The organism is Bacillus cereus (assembly GCF_015071065.1).
Classification (GTDB): domain Bacteria; phylum Bacillota; class Bacilli; order Bacillales; family Bacillaceae_G; genus Bacillus_A; species Bacillus_A cereus_BA.
This window is the reverse complement of record NZ_VOVA01000002.1, coordinates 170,953-191,563: the sequence shown is the minus strand read 5'-3', so window position 1 is coordinate 191,563 and position 20,611 is coordinate 170,953. Positions and strand designations below refer to the sequence as shown.

Below are 20,611 nucleotides of genomic sequence, written 5' to 3'. Positions count from 1 at the left end.
ACCACCACCAAAATCAATCCATTTGCTTATAGAAACACTTTTTCTACAGCAGTTACTAGTTCTTCTCCGTAATTTGCATTACCTTCAATATTTTCAACTAAATATTCTACTTCTTCTTTTAATCCTTCTAATTCTATTTCAACATCATTCACGCGAATAAACATCGCTGTATCTTTATTCATCGCTTCATGCATTGCTTCCCAGCATGTATGTGGAATACTTACATAAATGAAAGATGATTCGTTTTCTAAGATATATAAAAATGATAAATTGTCTGAGTCTACAAGTACGTGATTACGCGCACTTAGCTCCTTTACCTCTATTTCAGTATTTTCCGCACAAAAAATAAGCGCATTCTCTTTCGTTTCTACGCTCTTAACTTGAATTTTATTTTGCATGCTCGAACTCCTCCATCTCAACTTCCTGTCTTACTTAACAGTATTATTGTATCATAACATGGACGCAAACAAATAAAACATTGAACCAAATTTGCGAAAAAGCGATAATGTGGAAAGAATTATTTTTCAAAAGGAGCGCATACAATGACACAAGAAATTGAAATTGAATTTAAAAATATGGTTACAGAGGAAGAATTCCAAACATTATGCAAATCTTTTTCTATTGAAGCATTTACAAAACAAGTGAATCACTACTTTGAAACGCCTCACTTCTCTTTAAAAGATGCAAGCTCTGCACTTCGTATTCGTCATAAAGATGGAACTTATACATTAACATTAAAACAACCTGCTGAAATTGGTTTATTAGAAACTCATCAGTCTGTAACAGAAAAAGAAGCAAAACTTATGATGGAAACAAACACACTCATTCAAGGAACTGTAATGGATCAGCTAGACAAATTACAAATTCCCGTTTCCTCTTTAACTTATATGGGTAGTTTAACAACAGAAAGAGCTGAAACATTGTTTGAAGGCGGAACGCTTGTCTTTGATCATAGTTTCTATTACAATCACGATGATTATGAAATTGAATACGAAGTGCAAGATGAAAAGACCGGTAAAGCAGCATTTATAAGGTTATTAAAGCAACATAACGTACCAGTTCGTCATACAAATAACAAAGTAAAACGCTTTTTCCTTGCCAAACAAAACAAAGAGCGCTAAAGTGAAATTTCCATTAGTGAAGAAGAGCTGTACTTACGGCTACGTTTCACCTTTTGAAAAGCAAAAGATTTATTAGCAACATATAGAATAAGTAAAGAATGTTATGAAGGCTGTTTAGTTGCTCTTCATAACATTCCATTGCTACAATAGATATACATTTCATGGAAAAAGGAGTTTATAAAGGATGAGCAAGCAACCGATGACACCATTTGAAGCAATTGGCGGTGAACAATGCATTGCAACATTAGTGGATACATTTTATTCCTATGTCAGTGAACACCCTGACTTATCTCCGATCTTCCCGGATGATTTAACAGAAACCGCTAGGAAGCAGAAACAATTTTTAACACAATATTTAGGTGGTCCTAATTTATACACTGAAGAACATGGGCATCCTATGCTAAGAGCACGCCATCTTCCGTTTGAGATTACTCCAAAACGAGCAGAAGCTTGGCTATCATGTATGGAGCAAGCAATGGATGATACAGGAGTGCAAGGTCATATAAGAGAGTTTGTTTTTGAACGTTTAGCATTAACTGCTCAACATATGGTCAATACTCAAAATGAAACAGGTGAAGAGTAATGGATAAGCAGGAAGCAAAGCATATAAATATGCCTTCTTCTTCCACATGCGAGCATAAATCTGTAGAAGCATATTTATTTATTGATCCACTTTGTAAAGATTGCTGGGATATCGAGCCATTTATTATTAAACTATGGCTTGAATATGGGAAATACTTCTCTATTCGTCATATAGTAACAGGAAAAGTAGACGGGGGAAACGCTTCCTCACACAAATGGAATAAACCTGCTAATATTCGATTTGTGTGGGAAAAGACAACAAGTTTACAAGGTTTTTCATGTGATGGAAAAGTACATATGCAAGAGGCATCGTCAACACCGTATTTAGTTTCGATGGCCATTAAGGCGGCGGAGTTGCAAGGCCGAAAAGCAGGTTCGAAGTTTTTGCGAAAACTCCAAGAATACATTTTTCTTGAAAATGTATCAAACCCTGACTGTGAATTATTGCTTACTTGTGCTAAAGATAGCGGCATTGATGTAGAGGAATTTAAAAAAGACCTACACTCAGTTAGCGCAAAAAAAGCTTTCCAATGCGACCTAAAATTCACAAATGAGATGCATATTACAGAAATACCTTCCCTCCTATTTTTTCATGCAAATTCAGATGAGGAAGGTATTAAAATCACAGGAATTTATTCCTATGATGTATACGTACAGCTATTAAAGGAACTGGTAAAATGTGAAATTGAGCCAGAGCCATTACCTCCTTTAGAAGTATTACTAGAAGCAACACAATTTATTTCTTCAAAGGAAATCTCATTTATATATGACTGTCCTCAGCAAGAAATAGAGCGCGAGCTAAAAAAATTACAACTAAAACGAAAAGTACAAATGATTGAAGTGAAGTGCGAGCGTTATTGGAAATGGATAGCAAAAGAAAAAGACCTGGTGTAAACACCAGGTCTTCTTCTTTACGGCTTATAAAAATATTAAAGGGGATGGGAGAAATTTTCACGTTCAAACAAAGGGGTATATGTTTGTATGTGAATTCGTTCACGCTTATTATATTACAAGATTCGACGTCAGATGACAACCCCTTTTGTCGAATTTCACATTTTTGTCACATTCTAAACGTTTTCATTCCTGAATAAGCTATAAAAAAAGCAATTTAGGAGGTTTCCTTATGAAAAAGTCTCATATTTTTCTTATCTTTCTATGTGTTATTGTTTCGTTTTTCTTGTATATCCTCTCTCTATTACAAGCTTTTCCTAAAATTATTGCCTTCCCTCTTTTATTCGGAGTTATCGTCATCGCTGTCTCTTATTTCAACTATAGAAAACGATTTAAAGGATTTTAACTACAAAAATAAGTCGTGAAAATTCCTTCTAATATAGAAAAAGTAAAGAAAATCACCTTAATCATTCGACAAATATCGACATAATGTACTTTTGAACAAAAAAGACGAGGATAAAATTCCTCGTCTTTTCTCATTACTTCTCTTCAAACAATAGCGCTTCTAATTCATTTAACTTCTCTTCAAATACTTGTAATGCTTCTTTTACAGGTTCTGGTGATGCCATATCTACTCCTGCTTTTTTCAACACTTCAATTGGGTAATCAGAGCTTCCAGCTTTTAAAAATTCGTTAATGTAACGTTCTACTGCTGGTTGTCCCTCTTCTAAAATTTGTTTTGACAAAGCTGTCGCTGCACTAAATCCTGTTGCGTATTGATATACGTAATAGTTGTAATAGAAGTGCGGAATACGAGACCATTCTAAACCGATTTCTTTATCGATTACTAAAGCGTCCCCGAAATATTTCTTATTTAAATCGTAGTAAATTTCCGTTAACATATCTGGCGTAACCGCATGTCCTTCTTGTACTTTCTTATGAATGATATGCTCGAACTCTGCAAACATTGTTTGACGGAATACAGTACCACGGAAGCCTTCTAAATAGTGATTTAATAAATATAGACGCTCTTTCTTATCTTCTGTCGTCTTCAATAAGTAATCATTTAGAAGTGCTTCATTACAAGTTGATGCTACTTCTGCAACGAAGATTGAATAATCACCATATACGTGCGGTTGTGTCTTCCTTGTATAGTAACTATGCACTGAATGACCAAACTCATGAGCAAGTGTAAATAAATTATTTACATTATCATGCCAGTTCATTAAAATATACGGATTTGTTCCGTATGCACCAGATGAATATGCTCCGCTTCGTTTTCCTTTATTCTCATATACATCTACCCAGCGATTTTCATATGCTTCTTTTAAAATTTCAACATATTCATCACCAAGTACATTTAAAGATTTCAATAACATTTCTTGCGCTTCTTCATACTTCACATTCATTTTCACTTCTGGTACAAGTGGTGTATATAAATCATACATATGAAGCTCATCAAGACCTAGAGCACGCTTACGAATATCAATGTATCGATGTAGTAAGTGTAAATTATCATTTACCGATTCAATAAGTTGATCATACACCGCCTCAGGAATATTATTATTACTTAATGCAGCTTGACGTGCAGAATCGTATTTACGAACGCGCGCATTGAAATTATTACGTTTCACAGCCCCGCTTAGCGTACTTGCAAATGTGTTCTTATATTTTCCGTACGTTTCATATACAGCTTTGAATGCATCTTCGCGTACACGACGATCATCACTTTCTAAAAACTGAATGTAACGACCATGTGTGATTTCTACCTCTTCTCCATCCTCACCTTTAATAGATGGGAATTTCAAATCCGCATTATTCAACATACCGAATGTATTACTTGATGCACTCATCACTTCAGATGCTTCTGCTAATAACGCTTCTTCTGCCTCAGATAATACGTGCGGGCGTTGACGTGTAATTTCTTCTAATGCATGCTCATATACACTTAGTTCTCGATTTTCTTGTAAGAAAGTTTGTAGCGTATCTTCTGAAATAGATAAAATTTCAGGTACGATATAAGCTGTGCTACTAGATACTTGTGAGTATAAATTTGTTGCGCGATCATTTAATGCTTGATACACAGAGTTTGTTGTATCTTGATCGTAACGCATATGTGCATATGTATATAGCTTACCTAATCGCATTGAAATTTCATCTTCATATTGCAATGCCTCAAGCAAATTGTCTGCAGAGTCGCCAAGCTTCCCTTTAAATTCAGTTAACTTTGGCAATAGCTCTTTAATAGCTTGGAATTCTTTTTCCCATTCTGCATCTGTTTGGAAAATATCTTCTAATCGCCATGTGTTTGCTTCTTCAATCTCATTGCGATTTGGTAATGATTTCACTGTATTTTGTTCAGCCATTCTTTAAGCCCTCCTTATAATATCTCTACTTAAGTACAATTCGATTTTTCTTATGTAATTCCTTCACGATCAGTCTTTATTATATCCCCTTTTCCTTCTCTCATGTTGTACTTTGTCTCAAATAGAGATAGTGCATGCGCTAAGCAAATTTCATCATATTTCATAATTTCTTCCTCTGTTTTTAACAAAATAACATCTCTTATTTTTCGATACTTATTAATACCTACTTTTATTAATACACCTACATAACATAAAAATGTCATATACTCTGCAACTGCTACCTTCCATATATGTTGTGCAAAATACGGAAGTAGACGCCTCTTCGTATACTTTGCTACATAGTTACATACGTATTGCAGAGAAATATACTCCCCTACCTTAAGCATACCTATACACTTCATATAAAGAGAAGCTTGCCATATAAATGGATTTGTTTGAAAAGCAAACGCGGATGGGAGCGGAACACCGATTTCAGAAGGAAAACTCGCTGGGGTACATTTATATTGATATAAGAGGCGGAGTAGTGACTTATGATTATAATTCCAGATAGATAGAGCGTTTTGCCGAAAATGGTTCTTTTTTCTCTTCCATTCTTGTCCTAATACCTCTTTCCGGAAAGGAATGGGAGAAAAGAGTATGTCAACAGTAGTCGTATCAGTTGGTAAATAAATAGTATGTGAGAAAAAGACATTTGTAGAAAACGGAGTGATAAATGCGCATTTCATAAACGATTTTTGTTTCGGACAAAAGAAAATAAGAAATGGCTGAGGATAAGGTTGTAAGGAGAAAGCCATAAGGGAGGAGAATGTCATCCAATAGGTGGATTGCTTTTTCAACTGATTTCCACCGATTATCCAGATGACTTGTATACTAGCTTGCCAATACGAATACGTTCGCTTATAAAGCTGCTCTATGGAGAGATTTGCACATTGATATTCAATCGCAATTTTTCTATCCGCTCTCTCTACGTAAATATCTGGCCGTTGCTGGATTACCGGCAGATAATGCTCTATATCTACATGAAAATCTTGACGTTTTAACCATCTATATAACAATTCTTTACCGTGCATATGATACATAGATTCTGCTTCATAAAAGGTAAGACATGAATCCACTTTCTTATGAGCAAAATGCCAGCTCTTCTGTTTCCCTAATTTCATTTGCACTTCTTTTCCGCAAGCTGTACAAAAGAATTTTTCTCGTTTACGCATTTCGCGTAAACGTTCTTCATCCCGGTTATATAATAGATGAATTTTCTCTCCGTTTTCTCTCCTTGCAATAAACATCACCATCACACCCTTTCAACTTCTTGTATTCTACAATTTACTACAAATTCCTCTCAAAAAAAGAGATGTCCTAAATTCGGACATCTCTTTTTATAATAAAGGTGATAATAACCGATACGTCGATTCAACAATCCGCCTATGAAGACGTCTCTTATGAAATCGGTCAACATGAATTTCACTAGATTCTTCTAAATCGTCTTTAAAATCTTGAACGAGCTTTCGAATGCTACCTGTATCATATAAAAAGGCATTTACTTCAAAGTTTAAATGAAAACTTCTCATATCCATATTAGCTGTCCCAATTGATGCGAGATCAGAATCCACGATGACAACTTTACTATGAAGAAAACCTTTTTCATATTCATATATTTTTACTCCTGCATCTAATAACTCCGGAAAGTACGATCTTGATGCATAAAAGACAGTGCGCTTATCTGGCTTACTTGGCATTAACAAACGAACATCAATACCAGCAAGTGCAGCTACTTTTAATGCAGATAAAATATCATCATCTGGAATAAAGTATGGTGTTGCAATCCAAATCGATTTCCTAGCTGAAGCAATCATTGCAAAATATAAATGTTTAATTGTTTCCCATTTATTATCCGGCCCACCTCCAACAAGTTGGACTCCGCCCCAATGATCACCCTCAACTGCTTCCGCTTGTAAATATTCAGGTGCTAATACCGCCTCACCAGTCATATAAAACCAGTCTTGAAGGAAAATTAGCTGTAAACTTTGAACTGCTTCACCGCGTAAATATAAATGCGTGTCTCGCCAAAAACCGAAATATTTATCCTTCCCTAAATACTCATCACCAATATTTAATCCACCTACAAACCCTTCATTTCCATCTATAATAACGATTTTCCGGTGGTTTCGATAATTAATTTTATCGTTTAAAATTGGAAAGCGCACAGGGAAAAATGGAATCATTTCTACTCCTGCATCATTCAATTCTTCAATATACGAATTTGATAATTTAAAGCTTCCAACCGCGTCGTATAAAAAACGAACGACAACGCCTTCTTTTGATTTTTTTATTAAAATATCTTTAATTTCTGTACCGAGCTTGTCATCACGCACAATGTAATACTCCATATGAATGTGGTGTTTCGCTCGATTTAACCCATCTAAAATCGCCTGAAACGTTTCGTCTCCATTTGTTAATGTCCTCGTTTCAGTTTGAAACGAAATATTTAAAGCACCCAATCGATCTGCTAAACGAAATAACAATTCTTGATGCTTATGATCTCGTAAAATCCGTTCTTCGTAATCTTCGTGTCCCTTATATTGTAAAAACGCCTGTTCATCGAGTAATGCCTTCTTTTGGAACATTCTTTTTCTGCGAAAGTTTTGTCCAAATAAAAGATAAGCAAAGAAACCGAACACTGGAAAAATACCTAGTACGATTAACCACGTAAGTGTTTTTGACGGATGGCGGTTTTCTAAGAAAATAACACATCCAATTAAAAATGCGGAAACCGTAAATAAAATACTAATAATACCTAAAATCGAAACATCCTTTATCCCCATGACATCCGAATAAAATGCTACATCAATAAACATGCGTAATGAAACAAATAATGCGAACAGTAGTAGAAAAAAGAAAAGTAGTTTTAGTGTATTTTTCATCTCTTACCCCCTAAATAAGAAAGCCTTCCTATTCTTCATAAAAAAAGCCGATTTCATACTATAGAAATCGGCCTACATTTTAGGAGGGAAATTGTTGCGAATTGTCTCAAGCGCACGCTCTTTCACAACCTGTTTCCCATACTCACTTACACGGTGAATCGTTAAAGTAGATTCTTCTCCATATTCTAAAACAATACTTAAAATACGATCAATTTCTTCTTCATCATGTAGCACTTCATCGAATTCCACATATACATAATAGCGGTCCTCAAATGAATGCAATTCATCTTTTATATCTTCAAAGATAAGACGATGACTTAATGAAATGACATCTTCAAAATCATTAAACTTAATTAAAAAGCCAAACGTACCATCTTCATTAAAGCTTGTTCCTACTTGCTCTTCTACCTCTTCCACTAATTCTTGCTGGAATAATGATTCGATGCCTTCATCTAGAGGAATGTCTATAATTTTATCCACACCTATTGGTAGTTCCAGCTTTTGTCCATCCTTTGAAAGCTCCGCTTTTGTTACAAGTACTTCAATCCCTTTATCGACTGCTTGCACTTGAATCCATAACGGCCCATCGATAAAGAAATCATCATGATCACGAGCTTCGTCCATCATCTCCCAAAAAAGCTCTTCACTTCGTTCGCGATCATACCAAATTTCTTCCCGATTAAACCCTCTGTCCTCTATATCAATGTACGTAATAAAAAATTTCATTGTATGGTCATTAATTCTTTCAATATCCAAAATACAACTCTCCCTTCCTGCTTAGAATTGTTATGAAGGGATTCCCCACTCATATGACAAAACAATAGATTCTTGTACTCTCATTTTATGATAAGATTCTCCAGAAGGGAAATAAAATCGATTTATTTTACAAAAATAGTTATATACCTATCTGTATTCGACTGTTTAGATAAAGTGAAACATTAATCAGTATTTTTTTTATCCTTCACTGATTACTAGCTCACACCAATCGGGATAAATATACCGTTATACCAATGCACTGCTCACAAAAAATTTGGACATACATTCCCATATTCCCCCGTACACTGTAATAAAGTGAAACTTCTATTAGAGGTGATTATTTTGTCCCCGGGGGCGCGGGATCAAAACTAGACAAACTTTCTTCACCACATACATATATTTCGCTTATTAAAACATCATAAATGGAGGCAGACGAATGGACTTAGAGTTTTTAACATCTGTACTAATGATTGTCGGTATCGATGTTGTACTAGGTGGCGATAACGCAATTGTCATCGCACTAGCTAGCCGAAATTTACCTGAAGCAAAACGAAATAAAGCCATTTTGATTGGTACTATGTTAGCAATTGTGCTACGAATTCTCCTCACGATACTAGCTGTCTATTTACTTGATATCCCATTTTTACAACTCACCGGCGGAATTTTACTCACATTAATTGCGGTCAATTTACTCACTGATAATAACAACGATCTTTCTTCTATCCAAGGAAAAACGACTTTATTCCAAGCTGTGCGTACAATTGTATTCGCGGATCTCGTTATGGGGTTTGACAATGTTATTGCCATTGCAGGAGCAGCTCACGGAAGACTTTCACTCGTAATTATCGGTTTATTCATTTCTATCCCGATTATCATTTGGGGAAGCAAACTTATTTTAATACTCATGGAACGCCTTCCATTTCTCATTTATTGCGGAGCAGCAGTTCTTGCCTATACAGCAGGAAAAATGATTACACATGAAAACAGACTTGCAACGTTTTTTCATCATAATCCTAGTTTTACCGCAAGTATCCCTTATTTGTTCATTTTCACCATTTTATGCATAGGCTTTATCGTTCAACAAGTGCGATTACGTAATGTTAAACAGTAAAAAAAAACCTTCTACTCTATAATAGGTAGAAGGTTTTCATATTATTATAATTAATTTACAAGACGCTGTGCTTCACGTAATTGGAACGTTCTTACTGTACGTGGTAAGAAACGACGGATTTCGTCTTCGTTGTAACCTACTTGAAGGCGTTTTTCGTCAATCATAATTGGACGACGTAAAATACCTGGATAGTCACGAATCATCTTATATAAATCTTGAAGTGGTAAAGACTCTAAGTTCACATTCAATTCTTGGAAAACTTTTGAACGAGTAGAAATAATCTCATCCGTTCCGCTTTCTGTCATACGTAAAATCTCTTTAATCTCATCAATCGTTAATGGGTCTGAGAAAATATTACGTTCTGTATAAGGAATATGATTTTCCTCTAGCCATAATTTCGCCTTTCTACAAGACGTACAGCTTGGAGAACTATATAATGTTACCATACAAAGCTCACTCTCCTTAAAGAGTACAAATTCTGTACTAATTACAGTTTAAATTTCTAACTTCCGCAATTTTTCGCGATAACTTGTCTTATAGCAAAGTAAAAAATCGCAATTCATGTAAGCAACAACAATTACTTTTAATAAGTAACTTCTATAATCATTATACAATAGTTTTTGCAAGAAATATACAGTGAATTTACTGCTAGTTGAGAAAAATCCTCCGTGCACTCCACTGCTATGTAACATGATTACACTCATTAAAACTGTCCTTCAACAACGGTCTTCAACCCTTTTGACACTTGCTTTCTACAATAATTTTCACTTGATATACAATTACAGTTTCATAATCTTCCCCATTAAAAAGAGAGCGTTTTCTTACCTTTTCCCGACAAAACAATTGAGAAATGTAAGACTGTAAAGGTTAGAAATGAAAAGGAACACCTGTTCTTATTTTAACAAATCTCCCCGCTCATGTCTATATGCTTTCTAAAGTAAATCGAATATTTTTCTGACATTTCTTTCTTTTTTACCATTTATCTCATACAATAAAAATACAGACAGGCAAAGGGGGAATTTGCATATGATCGCTTTTTTCACTGATTTTATCATTGTTGCTACCCTCATCATTGGAATAACAGCATTGATTGGTGTCATTACAAATAGCATCGGTGAAAAACTCTTTGGTGGGAAAGAAAAAATGAAGTTTGTTAACAAAAGTTTAGATGTACAATCTGGCTGGAACCAAGTTGGCGGAAAAGGCATTTATAAAAAACGTACGTACTAAAAAAAGCAGGTAATCACCTGCTTTTTTGTGTTATTTTCCTACTGATGCCCATTTGAAGCTTACTTCGCCACCATACTTATGGTTGTACATATCTTTAATTGTTTCTCTTTGTAAATATGCTCTACCACGTTGATATACTGGAACAATCGCAGCGTCATCAAGTAACATTTTTTCTGCTTCTAATAAGTTTTTCCAGCGAGCATTTACATCGCTTCCGTCTTTTTTCGCTTTCGTAATAATCTCATCGTACTTCGGATTAGAATACTTCATTTTGTTTTGTGCCCCATCAGTTACAAACATATCAAGATATGTAACTGGATCCGGGAAGTCTGCACTCCATCCAGAGAATGACATTACATAATCGCCAGCATCTTCTAATTTTAGCTTTTGCGCGAATGGTTGTTGTTTAATTTTCACTGTTAAACCTGGTAAATTCTTTTCTAACTCACCTTTTAAATATTCACCAGTTTTCTTCGATAATTCAACGTCTTCATTTAATAACTCTAATTCAATTTCATTTTTACCAAGCTCTTTTTTACCAGCTTCCCAATACTTTTTCGCTTCTTTCACATTTGGTTTTATAATATCTCCATTTTCAGCACGGAAATCTTGTTTATCCGGTCCTTTAATGAAATTGTCAGGAATTAATCCCGTCGCTGGCTTAGAACCGTTATTTAATAATGTATCAACGAATGGTTTACGGTCAAAACCAAGGGAAATTGCTTTACGAATATTTTTATTTGCTAAAGCTGGGTCTTTTTGATTTAAGCGAAGGAAGAATACAGATGTATCTTCTACCGTTTTGAAATCTGGTTTCCCTTTATATTTATCGATGAACTCTGCTAATAACGTCGCTCGATCGACTGCGTTTGTTTCATATAAATTAATTGGTGTAGAGGTATCTTTTACAATATTAAAGTTTACTTCCTCAAGCTTCACTTCTTTATTGTCCCAATATGATGAGCTCTTTGTCATTTTGAAGCTACGTTCATGTTGCCAATCACTTAATGTAAATGGACCATTATAAAGTGTTGTATTTGCTTCTAAACCAAACTTCGTCCCTTGCTCTTTCACATACTTTTCATTAACAGGATAGAAGATCGGATAGACCATTAAATCAACAAGATATGGAATAGAATTATCTAATTCTACTTCTAATGTATGATCATCAATCGCTTTCACGCCTAATTGGTCTGGACTCATCTCTTTTTTATTAATTTTCTCAGCATTTTTTATATCGTACATAATGTACGCTGATTTCGCAGCTGTATCTGGATTAATTGCTCTTTGCCATGCATACACGAAATCTTTCGCCGTTACAGGTTCACCATTTGACCATTTTGCATCTTCACGTAATTTAAATGTATACTTTTTACCGTCTTCTGACTTTTGGAATTCCTTCGCTACACCTGGAACTAATTTATCGTCTTTCCCAAGGCGGTATAGACCTTCCATCGTATTATTCATTACTTTTGAAGAAACTGCATCAGCTGATAACGCTGGATCCATCGTTGGAATTTCTTGTGTTTCAATTAAGTTAATAACTTGCTTCGCACCGCTTTTCCCGCTATCCCCTTTTGCGTTCGCTTGCGGTTCATCTTTTTGGTAGCCACATGCCCCTAAAATCATGCTCATCGCTACTGTTGATGCTACAAAAACTGGTATCTTTTTTTTCATACTTCCACCCTCCAAAAAAATGTTAGCCCTTTCATTTTCAAACAGAAAGAAATGTATATATGTTCTAATAATTCGTATTATACACACAAATATATTCTTTGTATATTTATATTCCTATTTTATTAAAATTTTCTGTCAAAACTCAATGTATTTGTAAACGTTTCATACTGCGTTTTCATTGAACTAAAGTGTTAAAAATATCAAATTTTATATTTTTCTAAATTATCAGAGAAAAACAAATTTTATATCCTATAATATCTTGCGTATAATTATTCTTCGTTTTCTGTCATAAAATAAAGGTTTATTCATATTGAAGATATGTAGGCTAAAATAAGTGCAAAGGATATGAAAGTGTGTTACGATACACTTTGCTAAAAATAGATATCGGTAAAGAGGGGACGGACATGACAGCAATTCACTCAAAAAACGGGCCAACAGAGAAATTAAGTTTATTCTTATTAACATGGCCTATTTTTCTAGAAGTTTTTCTTTTTATGCTGATGGGGATCGCTGATACTTTCATGTTAAGTGCATTATCAGACGATGCTGTATCTGGGGTTGGTGCAGCGAATCAATACCTTCATATCGCGATTTTAGTACTAGAAGTCATCGGGAATGGTGCAGCTATCGTTGTATCCCAATACCTCGGTTCTAAACGCTTTATGGAAGCATCAAAAATATCAGCATTAGCCGTCACATTAAATTTAGTGGTCGGACTCATTATAAGCGCTGGTTTTCTTTTATTTTCAAAACATATGATGATGGCAATGAATTTACAAGGCGATGTACTAACGTATGCACAAAGCTATCTATCCATCGTCGGAGGGGCTATTTTCCTTCAAGCTATTATTAACTCATTAGCCGCAATTATCCGCGTTCACGGCTTTACAAAGCAAGCAATGTTTGTTTCGCTTGGAATGAATATTATTCATATCGCTGGAAACTACGTACTTATTTTCGGAAAATTCGGTTTCTCTGAACTTGGTGTGCAAGGGGCCGCGATTTCTTCCGCTGTCAGCCGATTAATCGCACTTATCGTTTTCTTCTGGTTACTGTACCGCGTTATGGAATACCGCGTGAAATTACAATACTACTTCACTTTATCAAAAGAATACGTTGGCAAAATTTTAAAGATCGGCATTCCATCTGCATTCGAACAAGTCATGTATCAAGCTTGCCAAATTGTCTTCCTATACTATGCAACATACTTAGGAACAGAATCGTTAGCTGCTAGACAATACGCTACTAACATTTCCATGTTCACTTATTTATTCGCCATTGCTATCGGTATGGGAACTGCTATTATCGTTGGACGCCTAGTTGGCGGAAATGAAAAGGATGAAGCTTACACACGCGTATGGAAAAGTGTACAATGGGCGATTGGTGTAACTTTATTTATGGTCATTCTCGTTGTTACATTCCGCACACAATTAATGGGACTATTTACGGATAATCCTCATATTATCTCTCTAGGGGCAAGCGTTCTTTTACTAAGTGTACTACTTGAAACAGGACGGACGATGAACATCGTCATCATTAATTCACTTCGTGCAACTGGCGATGCAAAATATCCTGTTTTAATCGGCGCATTCTCCATGGTGTTAATGAGCTTACCACTCGGTTACTTTTTCGCCTTCCATTTAGATATGGGGCTCGTTGGTATTTGGCTGGCCATTGCCATCGATGAATGGACGCGAGCAATTATTATGTTCTTCCGCTGGAGAAGTAGAGCGTGGGAAAATTATGCACTTGTTAAACCAAATGAGCAAGATGAGAGTGTTTCTGTTCAGGCACAGTAAAATAAAAGTGTTTCTAAATGAAGAAAAAAGGCGGCTGGATTTCAGTCGCCTTTTTCTTCATTCTTGGAAACTCTTCATTTGCTGTCTTTAAACAGAAAAAGAACTTGGATAAAATCTCTTTATACTAAATTAAGTTTAATTAGTATAAAAAAATAGAGCCATCCTTCTGTAATAGAAGAATGGCTCTACTTTATTATTGATAGATCTCTTTATATTTCTTATACTCTGCTTCAGAACATAATACAAAATGTCCTGGGCGGATTTCGCGCATTGTTGGTGCTTCCTCACCATATTGATGTTGAGATGGATCGTATACGATACGTTTACGATTGCGCTCATAATCTGGATCTGGAAGCGGAATTGCAGATAGTAGTGATTTTGTATATGGATGCATTGGATTCGCATATAACTCTTCACTTGTTGTCATCTCAACGATTTGACCACGGTACATTACACCAATGCGATCACTAATGTATTTTACCATCGATAAATCATGGGCGATGAATAAGTACGTTAAACCTTTTTCTCTTTGTAACTGTTTCAGTAAGTTTACAACTTGCGCCTGAATCGATACGTCAAGTGCTGAGATTGGTTCATCAGCAATGATAAATTCAGGTTCTACAGCTAGCGCACGAGCGATACCGATACGTTGACGTTGTCCACCTGAGAATTCATGCGGAAAACGGTTCGCGTGCTCTTTATTTAAACCAACTGTATTTAACAGCTCGTGAACACGGTCCATACGCTCTTTTTTACCTTTTGCTAGTCCGTGAATATCAATACCTTCTGCGATAATATCCCCTACTGTCATACGAGGATTTAATGATGCATATGGATCTTGGAAAATCATTTGCATTTTACGGTTGAACTTCTTAAGTTCTGCGCGTGATTTTTTCCCATGTACATTTTCACCATCGAACAACACTTCACCGGCAGTTGCATCGTATAAACGAATGATCGTTCTTCCAGTTGTTGACTTACCACAACCAGATTCTCCTACAAGTCCAAATGTTTCACCGCGGTAAATATCAAATGAAATATCATTAACTGCTTTAACAACACCACCACTCACATCAAAGTGTTGTTTCACATTTTTTACTTCAATTAATTTCTCACGTTGTTTAGTCATGTTGTTCACCTGCTTTCATTTGAAGAATACGTTTTTCAACAACTGCTGGTGGTTTTACTTCTGGCGCTTGCTCATGAAGTAACCAAGTTGCCGCATAATGTGTGTCACTTATTTTAAATAAAGGTGGTTCCATTTCAAAATCAATTTTCAGCGCCTGCGGGTTACGTGGTGCAAAAGCATCACCCTTTGGCGGTTTTAATAAGTCTGGAGGCGTTCCTGGAATCGCATATAGCTCGTCCTCTGAACCATCTAAGCTTGGCATAGATGCGATTAAGCCCCATGTGTATGGATGTTTTGGATTGTAGAAAATTTCATCAACAGTTCCAATTTCAACAACTTTACCAGCGTACATAACAGCAACTCGGTCTGCAACGTTTGCCACTACACCTAAGTCATGCGTAATGAAAATGATTGCTGCTTCTGTTTTTTGCTGAATGTCCTTCATAAGTTCTAAAATTTGCGCCTGGATCGTAACGTCTAGCGCTGTTGTCGGCTCATCGGCAATTAATAATTTCGGATTACAAGCTAACGCCATCGCAATAACTACACGCTGTCTCATACCACCTGAGAATTGGTGAGGATATTGTTTTAAGCGTGCTTCTGGATTTGGAATACCTACAAGGTCGATTAATTCTACAGCAACTTTACGTGCATCTGCTCTACTCATCCCTTGGTGTTTAATAAGACCTTCCATAATCTGATTACCAATTGTCATCGTTGGATTTAATGATGTCATTGGATCTTGGAAAATCATCGCAATATCTTTACCGCGTACTTGCTGCATTTCTTTTTCTGTTAGTTTCGTTAAGTCACGACCTTCAAATACGATTTCACCGTTTTTAATACGTCCTGGAGGATTCGGAATTAATCCCATTAACGCTTTAGAAGTAACTGATTTACCAGAACCAGATTCTCCTACAATCGCTAATGTTTCTCCTTTTTTTAAATCAAAAGTAACGCCGCGTACAGCTTGTACTTCACCTGCATGTGTATCAAAGGAGACTTGCAAATCTTTTACCTCTAGCAATGTTTTCATTTTTACTTCTCCCCTCTTTTACTTACGCATTTTTGGATCTAACGCGTCGCGTAATCCATCCGCTATTAAGTTGAACGCTAAGATTAACATACTGATGACAACCGCTGGGATGAACATCATATGTGGATACGTTTGAATTGATTTATAACCATCGTTTACAAGAGAACCAAGTGATGCGAATGGTGGCTGAATGCCTAGTCCGATGAAGCTTAAGAATGCTTCACCAAATACCGCTGTTGGAATTGTAAACATTGTCATTACGATAATTGGTCCCATTACGTTCGGAATTAAGTGCTTCACAATTAACTGTGTATTCGTTGCCCCTAATGTACGAGATGCTAATACATATTCTTGGTTTTTTAATTTTAGGATCTGTCCACGAACGATACGCGACATCCCTATCCAACCTGTAATTGCCATCGCAAGTGTAATTGACCAAATACCTGATCCCATAATGATTACCATTAAAATAACGATGATTAAGTATGGAATACCGTTAATAATCTCCATAATACGTTGCATAATATTATCTACTCTGCCGCCATAGAAGGCTGAAATACCTCCGTATGCAACCCCAATTACTAAGTCAATCGCTGCTGCTAAAAGAGCGATATATAATGATACTCGTGTACCTTCCCATGTTCTTGTCCATAAATCACGGCCAAGGTCATCTGTACCAAACCAGAAGTACTCTTTAATATCACGTTTTTCATATTGGTCAACACCATATTGATCTGTACCGTCAAATGGTAGCCAATGAACATTTTCAATCACTGGAATTTTCGGTGGCATTTTCGCGCGACCTAAATCCTGCTCTTTATAAGAATGCTTACTTACCATCGGTCCAAAAATTGCTAGTAGTACAATAAGCATTAATAATACGAAACCAAACATTGCACCTTTATGTTGGAACAAACGCCTTCTTACATCTTGCCAAAACGTTAAGCTTGGACGGGCAATGACTTCATTATCAACATTACTTTGATTGGCTAGTTGAAATAAATCTGGAGATAATTTTTGTACATCTTTCATCATTTTTTCCCTCCCGCTAAACGAATACGAGGATCAATAATTCCGTATAAAATATCGACAATGAAAATAACTAAGATGAAGATCGCACTATAGAAAATTGTAGTTCCCATAATAACTGTATAGTCATTCACTGTAATCGATTTAACGAATTGTTCCCCAAGTCCAGGTACAGCGTAAATTTGCTCAATAACTAGTGTCCCTGTAATTAATCCTGCAACCATTGGTCCTAAAATTGTTACAACTGGAATTAATGCGTTACGCAGTGCATGCTTGATAATGATAACGCCTTGGCTAATTCCTTTCGCTTTCGCTGTTAAAATGTAGTCAGCTTGCATAACCTCAATTAACTCTGCACGAGCGAAACGTGCGATTGTTGCGATAACTGCCATCGATAAGGCAATTGTAGGCATTACTGTAAACTCCGGTCCTTTCCAAAATGCTACTGGGAACCAACCAAGTTTTACCCCTACGAAATATTGTAGTAATGCGGCGAATACGAATGATGGTACCGACATACCGAGTACGGAAATAATTGTCGCCCCATAATCGACCCATGTATTATTCCGGAGTGCCGCAACGATTCCTAAAATTAACCCGATAAATGTCCCTAATATAATCGCTTGTAAACCAAGTTGTGCTGATGGTCCAATGCGATCCACAATCATATCTGTTACTGGGCGGTTATCATATTGGAATGATACCCCTAAATCACCCTTTGCTAAGTTACCTAAGTAACGTGCATATTGAACTGGTACTGGATCATTTAAACCATATTTTTCAAGAATGATTTCTTTTTGTGCCGGTGATAACTTCTCCTGGTTTTTCAGCGGAGAACCCGGAAGTAATTTCATCAAGAAGAAAGTCAGTGTAGTAATTAAAAATAATGTCAAAGCCATGTACACGAAACGTTTTAATACGTAACGTCCCATAGTCAAGCACCTCCCCGTTTTTCTCAAAAGCAATAAGATAGTTTAAAATATTCTTACTTTTATTTTTTTAAAATAAGAGCACATGCCCATCATAGGCATATACCCTTGTAAACGATGGAAAAAAGATTATTTTTGTTCAACAGATGCCCATTTGTAAGTTAATTTACCACCATAGTTAATTGGGATAATATCTTTTACGGCACCTTTTACCACATATGCTGAACCTTTTTGGAAGATCGGAGCAATAACTGCATCCTCTTTAATTAATATTTTCTCTACTTCTAAAAGGTTGTTCCAGCGAGCTTGTAAATCTTTTGTATCTGTTTTTGCTTTTAGAATTAGCTCATCATATTTCGGATTAGAATATCCTGTTTTATTTTGTGAACCATTCGTAACAAACATATCTAAATATGAGACTGGATCTGGGAAGTCTGGAGCCCAAATACCAAACGCCATATCATATTCCTGAGAGTCTTCTAACTTATTTTTTTGCGCGAATGGCTGCTGTTTAATTTTGATCGTTAAACCAGGTAAGTTCTTTTCCATCTCACCTTTTAAGAATTCGCCAATTTTTTTCGCATCTTCATTATCGAAGCTTAAGAATTCTAGTTCAATTTTATCAGTGCCCAGCTCTTTCTTTGCTGTTTCCCAAAGTTTTTTCGCTTCTTTTGAATCCGTTTCAACTAGCTTTCCATTTTCAGCACGGAAGTCTTTTTTATTCGGACCTTCAGCGAAATCTTTTCCAACAAATCCGTAAGCACCGATTGCGCCGTTGTTTAAAATAACTTTTGCAATGTTATCACGGTCAAAGGACATTGAAATTGCTTTTCTTAAGTTTTTATTACTCAAATACTTATTATTTTGATTAAATCTTAAATAGGCAACTCCAGCTTCTTTTCGTGTTTGGAACTCTGGAGTTTGTCTAAATTTATCAACAAATTCCGATGTTAGAACCGCACGATCAATCGCATTTGTCTCATATAAATTTACATCAGTTGATGTATTTTTCACAATATTGAAATTTATCTCTTCGATTTTAACCGTCTTGTTATCCCAATACGATGGGTTCTTCTTAAATTGGAAGCTTTGTTCATGTTTCCAATCACTCATAACGAATGGCCCGTTATATAATGTTGTATTTGCCTCTAAACCAAACTTATCACCTTGTGATTTCACAAAGTTCTCATTTAGTGGGTAAAACACTGGATAAACTGTTAAATCAATAAAATAAGGAACGGGATTGTCTAATTCCACTTCTAATGTATAATCATCAATCGCTTTTACACCTAATTGGTCAGCAGGTAATTCTTTTTTATGAATTTTTTCTGCATTTTTAATATCGAACATAATGTACGAATACGTCGCTTTTGTATCTGGATTTACTGCTCTTTTCCATGAATACACAAAGTCTTTCGCTGTTACAGGTTCCCCATTCGACCATTTCGCATCTTTTCTTAATTTAAATATGTATTTCTTCCCATCATCTAGCTTTTGAACATCTTCAGCAATCCCAGGCATTCTCTTTTGATCTTTGCCAGTACGATATAAACCTTCCATCGTATTATTTAATGCTGTTGAAGATGCAGAATCTGATGCTAACGATGCATCCATTGATGGGATTTCAGATAACTCTGTTAAATTAAGAATCTGTTTTCCGTTACTACTACTAGTAGTGTTTTCTTTTCCTTTTGCTTTAGCGTCCTCTTTCTGGTAGCTACACGCGCCAAGCAACATACTTGCAGTCAAAGTTGATGCAAGTAATAACGGTATCTTTTTCTTCATGTTGTGTTGCCTCCCCTAATTGCACTTCCTGTACCCTCACTTGTAGAAAAACAGAATTGAAAGAATAATCTCCAAGTTTCTACAATTTTCATTATACATATAATATGACGATTGTGAATATAGTTTTTTATTTTTTTGTTAAAATTTTTAATAAAATGTTTATATTTTTAATTTTTTGTAAAGGGATACATTAACATTGCTACCATCATATTGAAATTAAAACCTCAATTGCGTATAATTTTCAAAAAA

19 protein-coding genes are annotated in these 20,611 nt (G+C 35.7%); 7 read left to right on the top strand and 12 right to left on the bottom strand.

Features of this window, described 5'->3' with window-relative positions:
- Positions 1-26: 26 nt before the first annotated feature.
- On the bottom strand, positions 27-398 hold the full coding sequence (locus FT637_RS06915; RefSeq protein WP_193645674.1) for a hypothetical protein: 372 nt from the start codon (positions 396-398) through the stop codon (positions 27-29).
- Positions 399-542: 144 nt separating this feature from the next.
- Here FT637_RS06915 and FT637_RS06910 point away from each other — a divergent pair, with 144 nt between their 5' ends.
- The 4 genes from FT637_RS06910 (at position 543) to FT637_RS06895 (ending at position 3,000) form a co-directional block, all read left to right on the top strand.
- Positions 543-1,121, top strand: a complete 579-nt coding sequence (locus tag FT637_RS06910; RefSeq protein ID WP_193645673.1) for a CYTH domain-containing protein — start codon at positions 543-545, stop codon at positions 1,119-1,121.
- A 184-nt stretch (positions 1,122-1,305) separates the two neighbouring features.
- On the top strand, positions 1,306-1,704 hold the full coding sequence (locus tag FT637_RS06905) for a globin (protein WP_105584250.1): 399 nt from the start codon (positions 1,306-1,308) through the stop codon (positions 1,702-1,704).
- Complete coding sequence (locus tag FT637_RS06900) at positions 1,704-2,597, top strand: ClpXP adapter SpxH family protein (RefSeq protein WP_193645672.1); 894 nt, start codon at positions 1,704-1,706, stop codon at positions 2,595-2,597. Before FT637_RS06905 ends, FT637_RS06900 begins: the two co-directional genes overlap by 1 nt.
- Positions 2,598-2,826: 229 nt before the next feature.
- Positions 2,827-3,000 carry a hypothetical protein gene (locus FT637_RS06895; protein ID WP_000748141.1) on the top strand — a complete coding sequence of 58 codons (174 nt, stop codon included), beginning with the start codon at positions 2,827-2,829 and terminating at the stop codon, positions 2,998-3,000.
- A 133-nt stretch (positions 3,001-3,133) separates the two neighbouring features.
- On the opposite strand, the gene pepF is transcribed toward FT637_RS06895, so the two are convergent.
- The 4 genes from pepF to mecA all read right to left on the bottom strand — a co-directional run bounded on the left by pepF (position 3,134) and on the right by mecA (position 8,637).
- Positions 3,134-4,960, bottom strand: a complete 1,827-nt coding sequence (gene pepF, locus FT637_RS06890; protein ID WP_105584252.1) for an oligoendopeptidase F — start codon at positions 4,958-4,960, stop codon at positions 3,134-3,136.
- A 50-nt stretch (positions 4,961-5,010) separates the two neighbouring features.
- Positions 5,011-6,246: a competence protein CoiA gene (locus FT637_RS06885; protein ID WP_193645671.1), complete on the bottom strand. Its 1,236-nt coding sequence runs from the start codon at positions 6,244-6,246 to the stop codon at positions 5,011-5,013.
- A gap of 90 nt (positions 6,247-6,336) precedes the next feature.
- Complete coding sequence (locus tag FT637_RS06880; protein WP_193645670.1) at positions 6,337-7,881, bottom strand: cardiolipin synthase; 1,545 nt, start codon at positions 7,879-7,881, stop codon at positions 6,337-6,339.
- A 72-nt stretch (positions 7,882-7,953) separates the two neighbouring features.
- The gene (mecA, locus tag FT637_RS06875) at positions 7,954-8,637 is read right to left on the bottom strand and encodes an adaptor protein MecA (RefSeq protein ID WP_193645669.1); all 684 of its coding nucleotides are present in this window, start codon (positions 8,635-8,637) and stop codon (positions 7,954-7,956) included.
- Between the two features lie 436 nt (positions 8,638-9,073).
- Here mecA and FT637_RS06870 point away from each other — a divergent pair, with 436 nt between their 5' ends.
- Positions 9,074-9,748, top strand: a complete 675-nt coding sequence (locus FT637_RS06870) for a TerC family protein (protein ID WP_193645668.1) — start codon at positions 9,074-9,076, stop codon at positions 9,746-9,748.
- Between the two features lie 50 nt (positions 9,749-9,798).
- Here FT637_RS06870 and spx read toward each other — a convergent pair whose 3' ends face one another.
- Entirely contained in the window at positions 9,799-10,194 is a 396-nt protein-coding gene (gene spx / locus FT637_RS06865) for a transcriptional regulator Spx (protein ID WP_002011348.1), read from the bottom strand.
- Positions 10,195-10,774: 580 nt separating this feature from the next.
- On the opposite strand from spx, the gene FT637_RS06860 reads away from it, so the two are divergent.
- Entirely contained in the window at positions 10,775-10,978 is a 204-nt protein-coding gene (locus FT637_RS06860; protein WP_000559981.1) for a hypothetical protein, read from the top strand.
- A gap of 30 nt (positions 10,979-11,008) precedes the next feature.
- Here the strand turns inward: FT637_RS06860 and FT637_RS06855 are convergent, their stop codons facing one another.
- Positions 11,009-12,655, bottom strand: a complete 1,647-nt coding sequence (locus FT637_RS06855) for a peptide ABC transporter substrate-binding protein (RefSeq protein ID WP_193645667.1) — start codon at positions 12,653-12,655, stop codon at positions 11,009-11,011.
- A 353-nt stretch (positions 12,656-13,008) separates the two neighbouring features.
- Here FT637_RS06855 and FT637_RS06850 point away from each other — a divergent pair, with 353 nt between their 5' ends.
- On the top strand, positions 13,009-14,454 hold the full coding sequence (locus FT637_RS06850; protein ID WP_193645666.1) for an MATE family efflux transporter: 1,446 nt from the start codon (positions 13,009-13,011) through the stop codon (positions 14,452-14,454).
- 193 nt (positions 14,455-14,647) lie between these two features.
- Here the strand turns inward: FT637_RS06850 and FT637_RS06845 are convergent, their stop codons facing one another.
- From FT637_RS06845 to FT637_RS06825, 5 genes are all read right to left on the bottom strand, one after another.
- Positions 14,648-15,583, bottom strand: a complete 936-nt coding sequence (locus FT637_RS06845; RefSeq protein WP_193645665.1) for an ABC transporter ATP-binding protein — start codon at positions 15,581-15,583, stop codon at positions 14,648-14,650.
- On the bottom strand, positions 15,576-16,619 hold the full coding sequence (locus FT637_RS06840) for an ABC transporter ATP-binding protein (protein ID WP_193645664.1): 1,044 nt from the start codon (positions 16,617-16,619) through the stop codon (positions 15,576-15,578). Before FT637_RS06840 ends, FT637_RS06845 begins: the two co-directional genes overlap by 8 nt.
- 18 nt (positions 16,620-16,637) lie before the next feature.
- Positions 16,638-17,654 (bottom strand): oligopeptide ABC transporter permease, encoded by a 1,017-nt coding sequence (opp3C, locus tag FT637_RS06835; protein WP_193645663.1) that lies wholly within the window; start codon positions 17,652-17,654, stop codon positions 16,638-16,640.
- Positions 17,651-18,580, bottom strand: a complete 930-nt coding sequence (gene opp3b, locus FT637_RS06830; RefSeq protein WP_000534165.1) for an oligopeptide ABC transporter permease — start codon at positions 18,578-18,580, stop codon at positions 17,651-17,653. Before opp3b ends, opp3C begins: the two co-directional genes overlap by 4 nt.
- A gap of 126 nt (positions 18,581-18,706) precedes the next feature.
- Positions 18,707-20,362 (bottom strand): peptide ABC transporter substrate-binding protein, encoded by a 1,656-nt coding sequence (locus FT637_RS06825; protein WP_193645662.1) that lies wholly within the window; start codon positions 20,360-20,362, stop codon positions 18,707-18,709.
- Positions 20,363-20,611: the final 249 nt, after the last annotated feature.